Annotated in this window: 17 protein-coding genes; 12 read left to right on the plus strand and 5 right to left on the minus strand. The window is 65.0% G+C overall.

Annotated features, from left to right (window positions below; translation table 11 throughout):
- Positions 1-99 precede the first annotated feature (99 nt).
- Complete coding sequence (locus SPHV1_RS10220) at positions 100-1,344, minus strand: polyhydroxyalkanoate depolymerase (protein ID WP_079730194.1); 1,245 nt, start codon at positions 1,342-1,344, stop codon at positions 100-102.
- Positions 1,345-1,537: 193 nt separating this feature from the next.
- Between SPHV1_RS10220 and SPHV1_RS10225 the strand changes: the two genes are divergently transcribed.
- The 8 genes from SPHV1_RS10225 to ribA all read left to right on the plus strand — a co-directional run bounded on the left by SPHV1_RS10225 (position 1,538) and on the right by ribA (position 10,569).
- Positions 1,538-3,382 carry an ABC transporter transmembrane domain-containing protein gene (locus SPHV1_RS10225; protein WP_054945939.1) on the plus strand — a complete coding sequence of 615 codons (1,845 nt, stop codon included), beginning with the start codon at positions 1,538-1,540 and terminating at the stop codon, positions 3,380-3,382.
- Between the two features lie 100 nt (positions 3,383-3,482).
- Positions 3,483-5,609 (plus strand): M13 family metallopeptidase, encoded by a 2,127-nt coding sequence (locus SPHV1_RS10230; RefSeq protein WP_054946018.1) that lies wholly within the window; start codon positions 3,483-3,485, stop codon positions 5,607-5,609.
- Positions 5,610-5,750: 141 nt separating this feature from the next.
- Positions 5,751-6,557, plus strand: a complete 807-nt coding sequence (locus SPHV1_RS10235; protein WP_054945940.1) for an undecaprenyl-diphosphate phosphatase — start codon at positions 5,751-5,753, stop codon at positions 6,555-6,557.
- A 42-nt stretch (positions 6,558-6,599) separates the two neighbouring features.
- Complete coding sequence (gene ppk2 / locus SPHV1_RS10240; RefSeq protein WP_054945941.1) at positions 6,600-7,394, plus strand: polyphosphate kinase 2; 795 nt, start codon at positions 6,600-6,602, stop codon at positions 7,392-7,394.
- A gap of 146 nt (positions 7,395-7,540) precedes the next feature.
- On the plus strand, positions 7,541-7,708 hold the full coding sequence (gene rpmG, locus SPHV1_RS10245; protein ID WP_054945942.1) for a 50S ribosomal protein L33: 168 nt from the start codon (positions 7,541-7,543) through the stop codon (positions 7,706-7,708).
- A 57-nt stretch (positions 7,709-7,765) separates the two neighbouring features.
- A complete protein-coding gene (locus SPHV1_RS10250; protein WP_079730198.1) occupies positions 7,766-8,407 on the plus strand; it encodes an outer membrane lipoprotein carrier protein LolA in 642 nt (213 codons plus the stop codon).
- 294 nt (positions 8,408-8,701) lie between these two features.
- Positions 8,702-9,493 carry an exodeoxyribonuclease III gene (gene xth, locus SPHV1_RS10255; RefSeq protein ID WP_054945944.1) on the plus strand — a complete coding sequence of 264 codons (792 nt, stop codon included), beginning with the start codon at positions 8,702-8,704 and terminating at the stop codon, positions 9,491-9,493.
- Positions 9,490-10,569: a GTP cyclohydrolase II gene (ribA, locus tag SPHV1_RS10260; RefSeq protein ID WP_054946019.1), complete on the plus strand. Its 1,080-nt coding sequence runs from the start codon at positions 9,490-9,492 to the stop codon at positions 10,567-10,569. The genes xth and ribA overlap by 4 nt, the downstream gene beginning before the upstream one ends.
- A 145-nt stretch (positions 10,570-10,714) precedes the next feature.
- Here ribA and SPHV1_RS10265 read toward each other — a convergent pair whose 3' ends face one another.
- The 3 genes from SPHV1_RS10265 to SPHV1_RS10275 all read right to left on the minus strand — a co-directional run bounded on the left by SPHV1_RS10265 (position 10,715) and on the right by SPHV1_RS10275 (position 12,434).
- Positions 10,715-11,017 carry a hypothetical protein gene (locus SPHV1_RS10265; protein ID WP_054945945.1) on the minus strand — a complete coding sequence of 101 codons (303 nt, stop codon included), beginning with the start codon at positions 11,015-11,017 and terminating at the stop codon, positions 10,715-10,717.
- A 61-nt stretch (positions 11,018-11,078) separates the two neighbouring features.
- Positions 11,079-11,432, minus strand: coding sequence for a hypothetical protein (locus SPHV1_RS10270; RefSeq protein ID WP_054945946.1), 354 nt, complete (start codon positions 11,430-11,432; stop codon positions 11,079-11,081).
- A gap of 51 nt (positions 11,433-11,483) precedes the next feature.
- Positions 11,484-12,434, minus strand: a complete 951-nt coding sequence (locus tag SPHV1_RS10275) for a hypothetical protein (RefSeq protein WP_054945947.1) — start codon at positions 12,432-12,434, stop codon at positions 11,484-11,486.
- Positions 12,435-12,790: 356 nt separating this feature from the next.
- Between SPHV1_RS10275 and SPHV1_RS10280 the strand changes: the two genes are divergently transcribed.
- Positions 12,791-12,973: a hypothetical protein gene (locus SPHV1_RS10280; protein WP_054945948.1), complete on the plus strand. Its 183-nt coding sequence runs from the start codon at positions 12,791-12,793 to the stop codon at positions 12,971-12,973.
- A 73-nt stretch (positions 12,974-13,046) separates the two neighbouring features.
- Positions 13,047-14,024 carry a TerC family protein gene (locus tag SPHV1_RS10285; protein ID WP_054945949.1) on the plus strand — a complete coding sequence of 326 codons (978 nt, stop codon included), beginning with the start codon at positions 13,047-13,049 and terminating at the stop codon, positions 14,022-14,024.
- Here SPHV1_RS10285 and SPHV1_RS10290 read toward each other — a convergent pair.
- Positions 14,021-15,352 carry a DUF2254 domain-containing protein gene (locus tag SPHV1_RS10290; RefSeq protein ID WP_054946020.1) on the minus strand — a complete coding sequence of 444 codons (1,332 nt, stop codon included), beginning with the start codon at positions 15,350-15,352 and terminating at the stop codon, positions 14,021-14,023. The two genes, SPHV1_RS10285 and SPHV1_RS10290, sit on opposite strands and share 4 nt — an antisense overlap.
- Before the next feature lie 120 nt (positions 15,353-15,472).
- On the opposite strand from SPHV1_RS10290, the gene SPHV1_RS10295 reads away from it, so the two are divergent.
- On the plus strand, positions 15,473-16,390 hold the full coding sequence (locus tag SPHV1_RS10295; protein ID WP_054945950.1) for a DMT family transporter: 918 nt from the start codon (positions 15,473-15,475) through the stop codon (positions 16,388-16,390).
- Positions 16,391-16,394: 4 nt separating this feature from the next.
- Positions 16,395-16,943: a pseudouridine synthase gene (locus tag SPHV1_RS10300; protein ID WP_054946021.1), complete on the plus strand. Its 549-nt coding sequence runs from the start codon at positions 16,395-16,397 to the stop codon at positions 16,941-16,943.
- Positions 16,944-16,955 lie beyond the last annotated feature (12 nt).

Below are 16,955 nucleotides of genomic sequence, written 5' to 3' on the forward strand. Positions count from 1 at the left end.
TTTCCCGCAGCAACTTCCAGTCAGGTCCGCAGCTTGCCGGCCTGCGGTCGGGGCAGGCCGGCGCGCCGGTTCACGGGCCAGAGGTGCCTGCGGGCCGCTTCAGGCGACCACCTTGAGCGCGGTTTTCTGGTGCTGCCTGATCCAGTCTTCCAGGACCGGCGCAATCCGGTTGCGCCACTTGCTGCCGTTGAAGATGCCGTAGTGGCCCACGTCTTCGGCGAGGTAGTACTTCTTGCGCTCTTCCGGCAGGTGCGTTGCAAGGTGCAGGGCGGCCCTGGTCTGGCCGATGCCGGAAATGTCGTCATTCTCGCCTTCGACTGCGAGCAGCGCGGTATCGCGGATGCCACCCAGGTCGATCCGCTCGCCGCGGTGGACGAATTCGCCCTTGGGCAGCGAATGCCTCTGGAACACGTGCTCGACCGTCTGCAGGTAGAAGTCTGCGGTCATGTCGCAGACCGAGCGGTACTCGTCATAGAAGGCCTTGGTGGCAGCCGCGCTTTCCCCGTCGCCTTCGACGAGGTGCTTGAACATGCCGTAATGGCTCATCATGTGGCTGCCCAGGTTCATCGCCATGAAACCGGTAAGCTGCAGGAAGCCCGGATAGACGCGGCGGCCGCTGCCCGGATAGGTCAGCGGGACTTCGGCAATGACATTGTGTTCGAACCATGAAAGCGGCTGCTGCATCGCGACGTCGTTGACGCTGGTGGGCGCCTCGCGGGTGTCGATCGGGCCGCCCATCATCGTCAGCGTCGCGGGACGGCAGGGGTCCTTCTTGGCGCCCATGATGGCTGCTGCAGCGTATGCCGGAACCGACGGTTGGCACACGGCCAGCATGTGCGTGCCCGGGCCGATGTGGTGGAGGAAATCGACAAGGTAGTCGATGTAGTCGTCGAGATCGAAGCGGCCGGCGGAGGCCGGCACCAGCTTCGCGTCGGCCCAATCGGTGATGTAGACCTCGCACGTTTCCAGCATGCGGGCGACAGTCCCGCGCAGGAGAGTTGCGTAGTGGCCGCTCATCGGAGCGACGATCAGCAGCCTGGGCGCGTTTTCGGGCAGGCCCGGGTGATCGAAGCGCAGCAGGTTGCCGAAGGGGCGGTGGAGCACGATCGCCTCGGTGACGGGGTAGGTGGCATCGCCGATCGACACGGTCTCGATGTCGAATTCGGGCTTGCCGCGCGGGGATGCCGCGTGGGCGAAGACTTCGAGCGCCGAAGCCATGATCGGTCCGAAACCGGAATACCCGATGGGAAGGCTCGGGTTCGTGAGCATTTCGGCACCGACCGAAGCCCAAGCCGCTGCGCCACCAAGCATGGTGCGCTGCAATTCATACATGTTGTAAAGCAAGGTTCATCTCCTGGCCGCCGCACGCAGCCGTCCTGACGATTCCCTTCATTCTGGGGATGAATCGATTGTTGTGCAATGCGGCATTTCCATTTTCAGTCTTTTGCATAGCAATTGTACGACCCTGTGGGCACCTGCAGCCTTGCCCGGGACTCGGGCCTTTCCCTTAGCGTCTCAACGCGGTAAGGGGCCGCGCATGGACGCCAATCCGGGCCAGACCCTAACGCCGCAGAGTGAAGCCTCGACGACAGGCGAGGAATCGCCGCGTCGCAAGAGTCTGGGGCCGCTGCGCATGGTTTGGCGCGAGCTGTTCCACTATCCCGGACGCATGGCGATTGCCGGTTGTGCGCTGATCACCACGGCGACCTCTACCCTCGCGATTCCTTACGGGTTCCGCCAGATAATCGACCAGGGCTTCGCCGAAGGCGCAGACCCGACGGCGATCCGCAAGTGGTTCATCGCCCTGCTGTGCATCGTTGCCGTTCTGGCCGTTGCCACGGCGATCCGTTTCTACAGCGTTTCCTGGCTGGGTGAGCGAGTCGTTGCCGACATTCGCCTGCGCGTCCAGCGCCACCTGCTGTCGCTTTCGCCCAGTTTCTTCGAGGAAAACAGTCCCAAGGAAATCGCCTCGCGCATGACCGCGGACACCGCGATCATCGAGCAGATCGTCGGCACGACCGTCTCGGTCGCCTTGCGTAACGCGATCATGGCGATCGGCGGCGTGGCCTACCTCTTTGCCCTGGCCCCGACGCTCACGATCGGCCTGATCGTCGCGATTCCGCTCGTGATCTTGCCGATTGCGACATTCGGCAGGAGGCTGCGGGCGGTCTCGCGCACCAGCCAGGACCGCGTGGCCGACATCGGCGCGATGACCTCGGAAGTCTTCGGCGCCCTGCGCGTGGTGCAGGCCTTCAATCAGGAAGGCCGCGAGATGGGCCGCTTCGGCGAGGCGGTCGAGCGCACTTTCGAGACCGGCAAGCGGCGCATCACCATCCGCGCGATCATGACCGCGGTCATCATGTTCCTCATCTTCGGTTCGATCACCGTCATCATGTGGCGCGGCGCGGTCGGCGTTGCGGAAGGCACGATCACCGGTGGCACGATCGCGGCATTCGTGGTTACGGCAGGCATCGTAGCGGGCGCCTTCGGATCGCTGACCGAAGTCTATGGCGATCTCGTGCGCGGTGCGGGCGCGGCCAGCCGTCTGGCCGAACTGCTGGGCGAGCGTCCGGCGATCTCGCCTCCGGCGCGGCCGCAGGCGATGCCCAGTCCGGCGCGCGGCAAGCTCGCCTTCGAGAGCGTGACGTTCCGCTATCCCACCCGCCCCGAACTGGCGGCGCTCAAGGATTTCAGCCTGACCGTCGATCCCGGCGAAACCGTGGCGATCGTCGGCCCTTCGGGGGCGGGCAAGTCGACCCTGTTCCAGCTGGCCGAGCGGTTCTACGATCCGCAGAGCGGGTCCATCAAGATCGACGGCGTGCCGCTGACATCGGCCGATCCCGCCGAAATCCGCCAGCGCATCGCGCTCGTGCCGCAGGAGGGCGTACTGTTTGCCGCCAGCGCACGCGACAATCTGCGTTACGGCAATTGGACTGCGGACGACGAGGCGATCTGGCAGGCCGCGCGCGCCGCCAATGCCGAGCAGTTCCTGAAGGACCTTCCACAGGGCCTCGACACCTTCCTCGGTGAAGACGGCGCCCGCCTGTCCGGTGGCCAGCGCCAGCGCATCGCGATTGCCCGCGCGCTGCTGCGCGAGGCGCCGATCCTCCTGCTCGACGAGGCGACCAGCGCGCTCGACGCCGAAAGCGAGCGACTGGTGCAGGACGCGCTCGACCGCCTGATGAAGAGCCGCACGACGCTCGTGATCGCGCACCGCCTTGCGACGGTAAGGCAGGCCGACCGCATCATCGTCATGGATGACGGGCGCATCGTCGAGCAGGGCACGCACGACACGCTCTCGGCTGCGGGCGGGCTTTACGCGCGGTTGGCATCGCTGCAATTCGACATGCGCCCCGACCAACGCTCGCCGCAGGACGCCTAAAAGACTGGAATTGCGCAACAAGGAAATTATGTTGCGCTTCATTGGCGGGTCATCCGGACTCGTTCAGTCTCGTGTCGAACAATCCGAAAAAGGATCAGGCATGCCTCGAATTCTCGGCAGGGCGCTTGCGTCGAGCGCCGCCATTTCAGCTTTCGTATTCAGTCTTTCCGCCTCCCCGCTGATTGCGGCCGACAATCCGGCAACCGCCGATTGGGGCGATTTCGGGGTCCAGACCCAGTGGATGGAAAAGGACGTCAAGCCGGGCGACGACTTCGACACGTTCGTGAACGGCAAATGGATCGAGACCACCGAACTGCCTTCCGACCGCACCCGCTGGGGTTCGTTCGACGAATTGCGGGAACTCTCAACCCAGCGCCTTCACGGCATCATGGATGATCTTCTGGCATCCAAGCCGGCGCCGGGAACCGACGCCGCGCGAGTCGCGGCCGCCTATTCGGCGTTCATGGATACCGACGCGATCAACGCGGCCGGGCTCAAGCCGGCGCGTCCCTATCTCGATGCGATCTTCGCGGCGAAGACGCCGACCGACCTGATGAAGCTCTTCGCCTCGCCGGGCTATGCATCGCCGCTGGGCGTCTATGTCGATGCCGACCCCAAACAGAGCGATGTCTACGCGCTGCAGGCCGCCATCACCGGCCTTGGCCTGCCTGACCGCGACTATTACCTCAAGGACGATGCGCGGTCGCAGGAAATCCGTGCCAAGTATCTCGATTACCTGACTTTCGTGCTTGGCAAGGCGGGCTACGCCGATCCGGCTTCGGCGGCCAAGGCGGTCATGTCGCTGGAAATGCGCATCGCCCAGGCCGACTGGGACCGCGCCGCCGCGCGCAACCGCGACCTCACCTACAACAAGCTGTCGATGAGCGATTTCGAGGCGTTCGGCTCCGCCGGCCTCGTGCGGACCTTCATGGATACCGTGGGCGCGGGCAAGGCGAGCTACGTCATCGCTTCGGAGATTCCGCCGACGGCCGAGGAGCTCAAGGAAGCCAAGATCGACGCGGCCAAGGCCCAGACCCTCTTCGGAGGCGGGCTCCCGGCCGCGATCAAGCTGGTCGACGAAGTGCCCGTCGCGGTCTGGCAGGCCTGGCTGGCGGCGCACTTCCTGCGCGACCACGCTTCGGTACTGCCCAGCGACATCGACGATGCGACTTTCGACTTTTACGGCAAGACGCTGACCGGCCAGCCCGAACAGCGTCCCCGCTGGAAACGCGGCATCAGCGCCGTCGAGGGGATGGCCGGCGAACTGCTCGGCAAGATCTACGCCGAAAAGTACTATCCGCCCGAGAACAAGGCGGCAATGGAGGATCTCGTCGCCAATCTGCGCAAGGCGATGGCGCTCAACCTGAGCGACCTGTCGTGGATGGGCGCGGCGACCCGCAAGGAAGCCGAGGCCAAGCTCGATGCCTTCACGCCCAAGATCGGTGCGCCCGCTACCTTCAAGGAATACGAGGGCCTGACTTTCACGGGGAACGATCCGCTGGGCAACATGATGGCCGCGGGCAAGTGGCAGAACGACTACGACATGAACCGTATCGGCAAGGCGGTCGATCGCGCCGAATGGTTCATGCTGCCCGAGACGGTCAACGCCTACTACAATCCGCCCTTCAACGAGATCGTCTTCCCGGCCGCGATCCTGCAGCCGCCGTTCTTCAATCTCTCGGCCGACCCTGCGGTCAATTACGGCGCGATCGGCGGCGTGATCGGCCACGAGATGGGCCATGGCTTCGACGACCAGGGTGCCAAGTCGGACGGCACGGGCAACCTGCGCGACTGGTGGACGGCTGCGGACAAGGCCAATTTCCAGAAGCTGCAGGACAAGCTCGAAGCGCAGTACAATGCCTTCTGTCCCTACGACGACGGCAAGACCTGCGTGAACGGCAAGCTGACAATGGGCGAGAACATCGGCGATCTGGGCGGCCTCAGCCTTGCCTACCGCGCCTACAGGCTTTCGCTGAACGGCAAGGAAGCTCCGGTGATCGACGGCTATACCGGCGACCAGCGCTTCTTCATGGCCTGGGCGCAGGTGTGGCGTTCGAAGGTGCGCGAGGAGCAGGCGCGCCAGTACCTGATGACCGACCCGCACTCGCCGCCGCATTATCGGATCAACGGCATCGTCCGGAATTTCGACGAATGGTACAAGGCCTTCGACGTCAAGCCGGGCGACAAGCTCTACCTCCCGCCCGACCAACGCGTGCGGATCTGGTGATTTCGGTGCCCGGGGCAGGTCCTGTCCCGGGCATTTTTGCGCGGGGGATCAGCAGGTCATCCCGTTTTTCGACCTGACTATTTTGCATTGCAGCGGGTGCCGCCTTGACTTGCCCGGGCGCTGCGGCTTGGTTGCGCCGCGATGGACCTGACCCTTACCGCAATTCTCCTTGGCATCGTCGAGGGACTCACCGAGTTTCTGCCGGTCTCGTCGACCGGCCATCTCATCCTTGCTACCGAACTGTTCGGATACGATGCCGCCCAATGGGCGACCTTCAACATCGTCATCCAGCTGGGCGCGATCCTGGCCGTGATCGTGCAGTTCTGGCGCACGTTCTGGGCCGTGGGCATGGGCCTGCTCAAGCTTGAGCCCGTGTCGATCCGCTTCGTGCGCAACGTCCTGCTGGCCTTCCTGCCCTCGGCGGTGCTCGGGCTGCTGCTCAAGGACTGGATCGAGGGGCTGCTGGGTCAGCCGAGCGTCGTAGGCTGGGCGCTGATCGTCGGCGGCATCGCCATTCTCATCATCGAGAAGGTGGCCAGGCAGGGGCCGCTGACCGGCGTGTCCGAGCTTTCGATGAAGACCTGCATGGGCATTGGCCTCGCCCAGTGCCTGGCCATGGTGCCCGGTGTCAGCCGTTCGGGCGCGACGATCATGGGCGCACTGGCGATGGGTGTGGAGCGCCGCACCGCTGCCGAGTTCAGCTTCTTCCTTGCGGTGCCCACGATGATGGGCGCCACCACGCTGGAACTGCTGGGCGCGCGCGAGCAGCTCATGGCAGGTGCCGGTCCTGTCGGCTGGGGCGAGATCGCGGTGGGCTTCGTCGTGTCCTTCGTGGTCGCGCTGGTGGTGATCAAGGCGTTCATGGCTTTCGTCAGCCGCTCGGGTTTCTCGCCGTTCGCGTGGTATCGCATCGCCGCCGGTTCTCTGGCACTTTACCTGCTGACATAGGCCGCATCGCCACAGGCCATGCTGGAACGGGAATGATCTGACATGGGCAAGAAGCAGAAGGACAAGCTGGGCCGCAAGGCCTACGACAAGCTGCTCGAGCCCATGGAAGAGGAACTGGTCGGCATGGCCCGCTGGGCCGCCGCTACCGGCGCGCGCATCCTGGTCCTGTTCGAAGGCCGGGATACGGCAGGGAAGGGCGGGGCGATCAACGCCATCGCCGCCAAGCTCAATCCCCGGCAGGTCCACGTTATCGCCCTGTCCGCGCCCAGTGAGCGAGAGCAGGGCCAGTGGTATTTCCAGCGCTACGTCCCGCACTTGCCGGCCCGGGGCGAAATCGTCCTGTTCGACCGCAGCTGGTACAACCGCGCCGGGGTGGAGAAAGTCATGGGCTATGCGACCGAGCCGCAGGTCCAGGCTTTCCTGCGCGATGCCCCCGACTTCGAAAGGATGCTGGTCGAGGACGGCATCCTCCTGTTCAAGTACTGGCTGGCCTGCGATCAGGAGCAGCAGGAGGAGCGCCTGTTCGAACGTCTCGAGGATCCGCTCAAGCGCTGGAAGCTTTCGCCCGTCGATCTGGCCGCCCGGCTCAAGTACGAGGACTATACGAAGGCGCGGGCGCAGATGCTCAAGGCGACCCATACGCGCCATGCACCCTGGACGCTGGTGGACTTCAACGACCAGCACCGGGGTCGACTCACCCTGATTCGCGACTTGCTCGATCGGCTGCCGGATACCCGCGTCGATCCGGCGTCGCTGGAGATGGAACCGCTCGATCACAAGCCGCTGAAAGAGAAATTCGACGTTCTTGAGCCGATCCGGCCCTTTCCGGAGGACTGAAAGGCCTCGGGCGACTTGACTTTGCGCCGACGCTGAAGCATGGGCCGCAGCCTTGAGGGGCGGTCCTTGCTGACCGTCCTCGATTGTTTTCAACGGACATGCCGGCCGCCAGGGCGGCTGAAACGCAGAGATTACAGGAAAACGCCATGGCGAAGCCCGCAACTGTCAAGATCCGGCTGGTTTCCACCGCCGACACTGGATTTTTCTACGTCACCAAGAAGAATCCGCGGAACACGACCGAGAAGATGAGCTTTCGCAAGTACGACCCCGTCGTGCGCAAGCACGTCGAGTTCAAGGAAGCCAAGATCAAGTAAGGTTCACGGTCGGTTCAAGGCTGTGTACCTAGGGACATAGCCATGAAACGAATGCGAATGACCTTTCGATCCTGTGTTGGCGCGGCCGCTTTGGCCGCGCTTGCCGTTCCAGCCCTCGTTCCCGGTGAAGTGGCGCTTGCCGCCACGAACGCCGAAAGCGCCCAGCTGAACGAGGCGGTGACGGCCCTGCGCGGCATCTCGACGATGCGCGCGGATTTCGTGCAGACCGATCGCACGGGCCAGTCGGTGACCGGCACCCTGACGCTCAAGCGTCCGGGCCGTATCCGTTTCCAGTACGAAAAGAGCGTCAACATGCTGATCGTGAGCGACGGCAAGGCGCTCACGATGATCGACTACGACGTCAACCAGGTCCAGCGCTGGCCGATCAGCAACAGTCCGCTCGGCGCGCTGCTCGATCCCAACCGCGACGTGGCGAAGTTCGGCACGGTCAGGCCCACCGGCAACCCCAACGTGGTCAGCGTCGAGGTGCGCGACAGCAAGCACCCCGAGTACGGCGTGATTACCCTGATCTTCACCCGCAAGCCGTCGGCGCCGGGCGGTCTGGAACTGACCTACTGGGTCGCGCTCGATTCGCAGAACAAGCGCACGACGATCCAGCTCAAGAACCAGCGCTACGGCGTGCCGGTGACGGATAACGACTTCCGCTGGAACGATCCGCGCCGCCGCACTCGTCGATAGGAATCCCCGGTTCGTCGCTGATTGTGTGGCACCTGCGACAAACTGCGACACTTTCCTTAATTCTGTTCACTTGGCAGCAAGCCAATCGATCCTAGATTGATCTTGTCAGAGCGGCTCGAGGCGGGTTTCCCCCCTGTTGCCCGCGCCTCCTTAAGAGCGCTTCTGGCTTAGCGTGACGAACGCTTATGGAACCCTCGACCCCCTGCCCCCGGGTCGAGGGTTTTCCTTTGGAACTGCAGCGAGGATCGCAAGCGGCACTGGCAATTCGCTCGGCGCGCACCTAAAGCCCCTGACATGCTCAAGATTGCCACCTGGAACATCAATTCTGTCCGCCTTCGCATCGATCAGGTCGAGCGCTTCCTGACTGAACAGTCGCCCGATGTCCTGTGCCTGCAGGAGATCAAGGTTGCCGAGCACCTCTTCCCGCACGAGATGTTCGAGCGACTGGGCTACACCCATCGCGCGATCCACGGTCAGAAGGGCTACCATGGCGTTGCCACGGTCAGCCGCGTGCCGTTCGCGGAATACAGCCGCCACGACTGGCAGGACAACGGCGAGGCCCGCCACGTCGGCGTGGAACTGCAGGGGCAGGGCAAGGGCCTGATCCTCGAAAACGTCTACATTCCGGCGGGCGGCGACGTGGCCGACCGCGAGGTCAATCCCAAGTTCGGCCAAAAGCTGGACTTCCTCGCCCGCATGACGGCTTGGGCGGACAAGATCGATCGCCCGACTCTGATCGTGGGCGACTTCAACATCGCCCCGCTCGAATGCGACGTCTACGATCACAAGGCGCTGCTCAAGGTCGTCAGCCACACCCCGATCGAGGTGGAGACGCTGGGCCGCTTCCGGGATGCGCATGGCTGGGTCGACCTTGGCCGCAAGTTTATCCCGGCGCCGGAGCGCAACTATTCCTGGTGGTCCTACCGCAGCTACTGGCGCAACAAGGACCAGGGCCGCCGCCTCGATCACATGTGGGCCTCGCCGGACCTTGCCGGGCAGGCCACGGCGCACCGTTTCGTCGAGGAAACGCGCAAGTGGGAACAGCCCAGCGACCACGTGCCGCTGGTCACGGAGTTCGACCTCTGAGCGAGGCGGGTGCCTCGACCCCGGCGAGCGGGCCGCGCCGCGTTGCGCTGGCGCTCGATGCGTTGCGGCACGGCTGGCCGATCAGGGTCGGCGGCGGCCCGGTGCTGCTGCCGGCCGAAACCGGTTTCGGCCCCGACGTCGCCGCGCCGCGCATGCTGATCTCGGCGGCACGCGCCGTCACGCTCAAGCTGGCCAACCAGCGCGAGGCAGCCGTGCCCGAGGCTCCGGTGATGATCCGCGCGGCCGAGCCTTTCGATCTCGAAACGGCCCGTGCGGTCTCCGACCCGGCGCTCGACCTCGTCCATCCGATGAAGGGGCCTTTCGCCGCCGAGCACATCGATGACATGGAAGTCGCGCGCGCTGCCATGGAACTCGCGCGCCTGGCCGGAATTCTTCCGGCCTTCCTCGTGGCGCCGACGATGGACGGAGACGTGCAGGACGTTTCGCCTGCCGATCTGGATGCATGGAAGGACACCGCGCGCCTTGCCGTCGCCTCGCGTGCGCGTCTGCCTGTCGCGGCCTGCGAGGATGCGGAGATCGTCGCGTTCCGTTCCTACGACGACCTGCGTGAGCATGTCGCGCTGGTGATCGGCGAACAGGACGGCGATCGCGCCCCGCTGGTGCGGCTGCATTCCGAGTGCCTGACCGGCGACATCCTCGGCAGCCTCAAGTGCGATTGCGGTCCGCAGCTGGACGCCGCGCTTCGGGCCATGGCCGAGGAAGCGCGGGCCGGGGGCTGGGGTGTGCTGCTCTACATGCGCCAGGAAGGGCGCGGGATCGGTCTGATCAACAAGCTGCGCGCCTATCGCCTGCAGGACCAGGGCTTCGACACGGTCGATGCCAACAATCGGCTGGGCCTGCCAACGGAGGCGCGGGACTTCCCGGTCGCCGCGCGCATGCTCGACCTGCTCGGCGTTCACGAGATCCGGCTGATGACGAACAACCCGGCCAAGGTCGAGGCGCTGGAGGCCGTGGGCGTATCGGTGGCCGAGCGCGTGCCGCACCGGCTTCCGCCCAACCCGCACAACGAACGCTATCTACAGACCAAGCGCGACCGTACCGGGCATATTCTCTGACAGCGCGTTCCGTATGGCGCGCGCGCCGCGATTGCGGCGTGACGAGCCACTCCGCGTCTCAGCAGACGAAGTGACCAGGTCGAAAGGTCGGCCGGGACGCGAGGTTGGGGGTTGGGGGGGAAGCCCCGCGCCCCGGCCTGCCGGGTCAGTGCGGCATCAGCAGGTATATCCCGCCGAACACGGCGAAGATCGCCGCCGCAAAGGCTCCGGCCTTCCAGATGTCGCGCTGGGTGAAGCGGTCGATCTGGGATTCGCGGAAGGCCCGGTATTGCTCGGCAACATCGGGGTTGCCGGCGATCAGGCCGAGATCGAGCGGCGTCGCGGCGCGCTCGAACCAGGTCTTGAGTTCATCGAACTCGGGGGCCGGTAGATCGGGGTAGCGCGTCAGCAGGCTGACGATGCGCGCACGCTCGTCAGCGCGGATCGCGCCGGTATCTTCGAATGACATGTGGAAGCATTCCTGAAATCGTTGGCGTCAGGCGCCATGACAGGCGCCGGTGCGTGCGAGTTCAGGCGGCGGGTGGTCCGCGCAGATCAGGTAGTCGGGCAGGATGCTGGCGCGGCGGGGGACCGCGGGCCTCGGGAAGCAGGCGCAGGCGCGGACCGGCGGCGACCGCCACCGGGCGCATGGCCATGGCAGGCGCAAGGCGCGTGATCGGCGGTGCCGGCAGTTCCTGTGTTGCCGCCGCTTCCGATTTGCGCGCAGTGACCAGCGCCACGTCGAGAGTCGCGGCGCTGAAGGCCGATCCGGAGACCCGTTCGAGCGGCGCGCGAATGGGTTCGGCCGCCTGCATGCCGATGGCGGCAAGCAGCAGCACCGCCCAGAGGCGCATGCGCAGGAAGAGACTCGGACCCGAAGTCATGGCTATCGGCTAAGGCTCATGACGCGCGCTGGCAACCCCGAGGTTGGTCGGTCAGCGGCGTTCGTAACGCTTGAGGCCGGGGCCCAGGACATTCCCGCTCAGCCGCAGGTTGTCCCCGGACCAGTCGGCAACGAAAGCGCTGTTGCGCTCGATTCCCGGGGCGAATCGGGCATTGTTGCCTTCGATCTCCAGCCCTTCCGAGCTGTGATTGCGATGTTCGGCAGCAACCGCAATGAAGGCGGAATAGTTTTCCTTGTCGCGACCCTGCACGAACCAGTTGTCGGCGATCTTGCCGGTCGCGCCGTCGGGCAGGTCGACCATGTAGTTGGTCCCGCGCCCGCGCGAATCGTCGAAGCTGCAATCGAGGATTGCAACGCGCTGGGCGCGGCTCTTGGCGTAATGTCCGCCCGCCCCTGCCTCGAAGCGGCTGCGGGTGACGATGAGCGCGCCGTAGTTGCCGGCATAGATCGAATGGGCGCAACCGCCGCCGCCTTCGCACGTGCCCAGGCGCGTGAAGGTGGACTTGTCGATGACGATCGTGCCTTGGGGATTTTCGCCGGCCAGCAGCCCTTGCTCGCTGTCGCGGAACCAGCTCTGCGTTACCGAGAGATTGCCGCCTTCGAGGCGGATGCCGGAGCCATTCTTGTCGGCTACGCGGATATTGGCGAAAACCATGCCTTCGACGGCGGCGCTGCGCCCGCGCAGAACGAGCGCGGCCTTGTCCTCGCAGGCAACGCCATCGAGGACGGACTGACCGGGCACTTTCGCCTTGTAGGTGATCTCGCCCTGGGTCTGCACCGCGCAATCGGAAAAGCGCATCGAAGCGAACAGGATGGTGCCCTTGCCGTTGCCGATGGCGTCCACCGCGTCCTGCAGGCGGGTGTAGCTGCGGCCCGTTTCGGCCACGCTATAGGGCGCCGTCTGCCCCAGCGAGGGACCGGCGGGCAATGCCAAAGCGGCGAGGGCGGACGCGGCGGCGGCGAGTCGGGCGATCATGCGCATGGCCACTTGCTAGGGCGCGCCGGTTAAGATCGCGCAAACCGCCGAAAGCCGCAGTCGGACGGGCAATGGCGTGGCATATCCTTGGCCAGCTATCCGCAGTTGCTCCGATTGATGTTGAAAGTTGAGCGATTCGGTCTTAATAAGGGGTCTGCGGGCCGGGCCCCTCTGGCGCGGCGCATGCTGGTGTGGAACGCAATCGTTTCTGCCGGACAGGCGCCACGTGATGTCGGACCGCATCGGGTGAAACCGATGCAGGATCCGGAACGCTGATTGAGGAATCCCCAACGGTCCGGCTCTTCGGAACCTTGCATTGGCTCATCCGATCGAACCTACAACCTGTTCGATAGGGATATGACATGACCGAACGCATTTTCCGCCTGCTGGAGCGCCAACAGCGCCTCGATGCCCTGCTGCGCCTCGCACAAGGGCGGCGGTTTGCCGATCCGCACGAGATCGCGCTCCTCAAGAGAATGAAGACGCGGATAAGGGACAGGCTCAGCCGGCATTTGCCCCCCATTGCCGGGCGATTGAGCCTGTAATCCCAGCGCCGGCGCGTAGCCCCCCATTCACGCGCCGGCGCACCTTTTTCCTCAAGAGGACAGGCGCATTTTCATGGAATTCCTTTTTGCAAGCTGGCTGGGAACGCCGGCCTGGTTCTGGCTGGCCTTCGTGGCCATCGTTCTGCTGCTCACCGCTTTCGACCTCGGCTTCCTGCACAAGGAAGACCGGGAAATGGGCATTGCCGAGTCTTTAAGGCTGTCGGTCTTCTACATTGCCATCGCCATGGTCTTCGGCGGCTGGGTCTGGCTCCAGAAGGGGCCGTCCGCAGGCATGGAGTATTATACCGGCTACTTCATCGAGAAGGCCCTCTCGATCGATAACGTCTTCGTCATTTCGCTCGTCTTCGGCTTCTTTTCGATTGCGCCCAAATACCAGTACCGCGCGCTCCTGTGGGGTATCCTTGCGGTGATCGTCCTGCGCGGCCTGATGATCGCGGGCGGTGCGGCGATCCTCGCCTCTGCCTATTGGGTCATGTACATCTTCGCCGCCTTCCTGGTGTTCACCGGTGTGAAGATGTTCTTCACCGGAGAGCATGAGCCGGACATCGGCAAGAACCGGGTGGTACGGTGGATCTCCACCCACATGCGCGTGACCAAGGAGCACCACGCGGAGCACTTCTTCGTGAAGGTGCCCGATGCGGCAGGCAAGGTGGCATGGGCCGCGACGCCGCTGTTCCTGGCCCTTGTGGTCATCAACCTTGCCGACCTCGTCTTCGCGGTGGACTCGGTGCCGGCGATCTTCTCGATCACGACCGACACCTTTATCGTCTATACCTCGAACATCATGGCTATTCTGGGCCTGCGCGCGCTCTACTTCGCGCTGGCGGCGATGGTGCACCGCTTCCACTACCTGCAATATGCGCTGGCGGCCGTGCTGGTGTTCATCGGCGGCAAGATCTTCGTGTCCGACTTCCTGCTGGGCGGCGCCAAGTTCCCGCCGCTCATCAGTCTGGGCGTCACGGTGGCGTTGATCGCGGGCGGTGTGGTCTGGTCCTTGTGGAAGACCCGGGGCGAGGAACAGACGGCCTAGGCGGCCTCGTCCAGTTCGGCGAGGATCGCCGCGTGACGGCGGCGGATCTCGTCGGCGTCCGGATCGGGAAGCATGGTGATTGCGAGGTCGGCAAGCATGCCGGCCTCGCGGACCAGCAGCCTGCGCCGGTGGGAACCCAGCACCTGCCGCGCGGCCGTCGCCAGGGCGTCCAGCGCGACAAGGGCCGTCAGGCGATTGCTGGCAACGGCATTGCGCGCGGCCACAAAGCCGCGCTGGAGGAAATGGGCGAAGTCGCTCGTCGGCGGGAAGACCGGGCAATCCGGATCGCCCCGGTTCCATTTCTCCATGTCCAGGCGCCGTCGCCCGATTTCGGCCGTGGCGGCGCCGAGCCAGTGAATCGCGGTGATGGCGGTGAAGGGATCGTTGATGCCGGGTGAAAGCGCGCGCAGGGCGATTTCCACCAGTTCGTCGATCGAGAACTCGAGGTCCTGCTCGGACGTGCGCGAGCCGCCGATGGCGAATGCCTCGCGCACCGAGCGGGCCAGGTGATCGGGCAACTGCCGTTCACCTGCCAGCACCAGCGGGACGCCGGGATAGACGAAGTCCCCGGGCCGCACCTTGAGGGCGAGGAGCAGTTCATGTTTGCGGGCCAGTTCCACCAGCGTCGTGAACTCGATCAGGCGCACGTATCCGCTTTCGCTTGCCGGAACCGGGGTGCCCGAGGGCAGGGGGCGTACCGGCGGATCCCTGTCGCCGCATTCCTCAAAGCGCCCGTCGATCTCGCGCAGCAGCCGCTCGCCGATGTTCTGCAGCACGGTGTTGATGCGGATGCTCGCGGGGATGTGGTGGAGGAAATAGACCAGGACCGCCACCGCCACGATCATCATCGCGAAAGCGACCAGCAGCGAGAGCTGCGGCACGAAGCCGGCACTCGACATCGCTGCGGGGGGCACTGCGCCGACGGCAGCCTCGTCCTGCGAGCGCACGGCGCGCAGCACGGTGATTGCATAGACGAACGTGCCGATGAACGTGGCGAGGCTGAGCTGGTTGCCCTTGTCTTCCATGAAATTGGTCAGCAGGCGTGGGCCGTATGTGCCGCTGGCATAGGCGACCGCCGCGATCGTGATCGAGAAGACGGTGGAGGCAACGCCGATCATAGAGCCGGACAGGACCGTCAGGATATTGTTGGCGCCTTCGGGGCGAGCCGGAATGATCCAGTTCGTCTCGCTGAGCCAGCGACTCGCGCCAATGCGGTCGAGGTGGACGAGGACGAGTGCCAGCAGCAGCCCGCCCAGTGCGAAAAGGGCGGGGTAGAACCAGTAGCTTGCCCGGACCGACAGCCAGTTTGAGCGCAGCGTTGCGAGCATCGTGAAGAACCCTCCGCAGGCAATAGAGCGTGAGCGCGCTGCCTGTTCCCTGTGCAGGCGCATGGACGGATGCAATTTTTGCCATGTACGGCGGGGCCTGTGCACCGCTAGGGCGCGACGATGGCCACCACCGATACATCTCCCATGCCACAGCACCGTCCCGGTCACGACTGGACGGCGCGGCACGTCGCGGCACTGCTGCTTGCCAATTGTGGGCTGGCGCTGGGGCCGTGGCTGGTCCGGCTTGCCGATACGGGGCCGGTCGCGGCAGGGTACTGGCGGCTGATGATTGCCATGCCCTTCGTGTTTCTGCTCAGCCTGCGTGAACCGGCCGTGCAGCGCCGGGTGGGTGGCATGGCCCTGTTGATCGTGCTGGGGGCGGGCGTGGCCTTCGCGCTGGACCTGGCCGCGTGGCACGTCGGCATCGTAAGGACCAAGCTGGGCAATGCCTCGCTGTTCGGCAACGGCGGCAGCGTGATCCTGATGGCCTGGGGCCTGATCGCGGCCCGGCGGCGTCCGCGCCTGCTGGAACTGGCGGCGATCACGTCGGCGTTGACCGGCGCCGGACTGCTGATGGGCGGCTCGCTGGAGATCAGCCACGCGAACTTCGTGGGCGACCTGTTCTGCCTGCTCGCGGGCTTCTTCTATGCCGTCTACATCCTGATGCTCAATTCGGTGCGCGGGCGGCTGGGGCAATATTCGCTGCTGTTCAATTCGATGTTCGCCAGCGTGCCGCTGATGCTGCTGATCGCGTGGCTGCTGGGCGAGCAGATCGTGCCGGGCAACTGGACGCCCCTGATCGCGCTCGCCTTTACCAGTCAGCTTATCGGGCAGGGCTTCCTCGTCTATTCGCTGCGCCACTTCCCGCCGCTGGTGATCGGCCTTGCGCTGCTGACCCAGCCCGCGATCTCCGCCACGATCGGCTGGCTCGCCTTCGGGGAATTGCTGACGCCGGTCGACGTGATCGGCATGGTCCTTCTTGCCGGGGCCCTTGCCATGGCCAAGGCGGGTGACCGCCCTGCAACCGAAAGGGCCTGATGCCGTGGCGCGCCTGATCCTCTTCAACAAGCCCTTTGATGTCCTCTCGCAGTTCACCGACCTGCGGTCGCCCACGCCGCGCGCAACATTGTCCGATTTCATCGACGTGCCGGGCGTCTATCCGGCGGGGCGGCTGGACCGCGACAGCGAAGGGCTGCTGCTGCTGACCGACGATGGCCGCCTGCAGGCGCGCATTGCCGATCCGAAGTTCAAGCTGGCCAAGACCTACCTTGTGCAGGTCGAGGGTGAGCCGGACGAGGCAAGCCTCGAGCGTCTGCGCAAGGGCGTGACGCTCAAGGACGGCATGACCCGGCCGGCGCAAGTCGAACTGATCGACGAGCCCGACCTCTGGCCGCGCAATCCGCCCGTGCGGTTTCGCAAGACGGTACCCGATCGCTGGCTGCGCCTGACGATTCGCGAAGGTCGCAATCGCCAGGTGCGGCGGATGACGGCGACTGTCGGACATCCCACCTTACGGCTGGTGCGCTGGCAGATCGGCGACTGGACGCTCGATGGTCTTGCTTCGGGGCAGTGGCGGGAAGTAACGGCCTGAATTTTTGCGAAG

The organism is Novosphingobium sp. KN65.2 (genome assembly GCF_001368935.1).
Classification (GTDB): Bacteria; Pseudomonadota; Alphaproteobacteria; order Sphingomonadales; family Sphingomonadaceae; genus Novosphingobium; species Novosphingobium mathurense.

Excerpts from the sequence above, each read along its gene's own strand:
- SPHV1_RS10270 (WP_054945946.1), bottom strand. The coding sequence starts at position 11,432 with ATGACTTCGGGTCCGAGTCTCTTCCTGCGCATGCGCCTCTGGGCGGTG.
- SPHV1_RS10285 (WP_054945949.1), top strand. The coding sequence starts at position 13,047 with ATGGAATTCCTTTTTGCAAGCTGGCTGGGAACGCCGGCCTGGTTCTGG.
- SPHV1_RS10290 (WP_054946020.1), bottom strand. The coding sequence starts at position 15,352 with ATGCTCGCAACGCTGCGCTCAAACTGGCTGTCGGTCCGGGCAAGCTAC.
- SPHV1_RS10225 (WP_054945939.1), top strand. The coding sequence starts at position 1,538 with ATGGACGCCAATCCGGGCCAGACCCTAACGCCGCAGAGTGAAGCCTCG.
- xth (WP_054945944.1), top strand. The coding sequence starts at position 8,702 with ATGCTCAAGATTGCCACCTGGAACATCAATTCTGTCCGCCTTCGCATC.
- SPHV1_RS10275 (WP_054945947.1), bottom strand. The coding sequence starts at position 12,434 with ATGCGCATGATCGCCCGACTCGCCGCCGCCGCGTCCGCCCTCGCCGCT.
- SPHV1_RS10280 (WP_054945948.1), top strand. The coding sequence starts at position 12,791 with ATGACCGAACGCATTTTCCGCCTGCTGGAGCGCCAACAGCGCCTCGAT.
- rpmG (WP_054945942.1), top strand. The coding sequence starts at position 7,541 with ATGGCGAAGCCCGCAACTGTCAAGATCCGGCTGGTTTCCACCGCCGAC.
- SPHV1_RS10235 (WP_054945940.1), top strand. The coding sequence starts at position 5,751 with ATGGACCTGACCCTTACCGCAATTCTCCTTGGCATCGTCGAGGGACTC.
- SPHV1_RS10295 (WP_054945950.1), top strand. The coding sequence starts at position 15,473 with ATGGCCACCACCGATACATCTCCCATGCCACAGCACCGTCCCGGTCAC.
- ppk2 (WP_054945941.1), top strand. The coding sequence starts at position 6,600 with ATGGGCAAGAAGCAGAAGGACAAGCTGGGCCGCAAGGCCTACGACAAG.
- SPHV1_RS10265 (WP_054945945.1), bottom strand. The coding sequence starts at position 11,017 with ATGTCATTCGAAGATACCGGCGCGATCCGCGCTGACGAGCGTGCGCGC.
- SPHV1_RS10230 (WP_054946018.1), top strand. The coding sequence starts at position 3,483 with ATGCCTCGAATTCTCGGCAGGGCGCTTGCGTCGAGCGCCGCCATTTCA.
- SPHV1_RS10250 (WP_079730198.1), top strand. The coding sequence starts at position 7,766 with ATGACCTTTCGATCCTGTGTTGGCGCGGCCGCTTTGGCCGCGCTTGCC.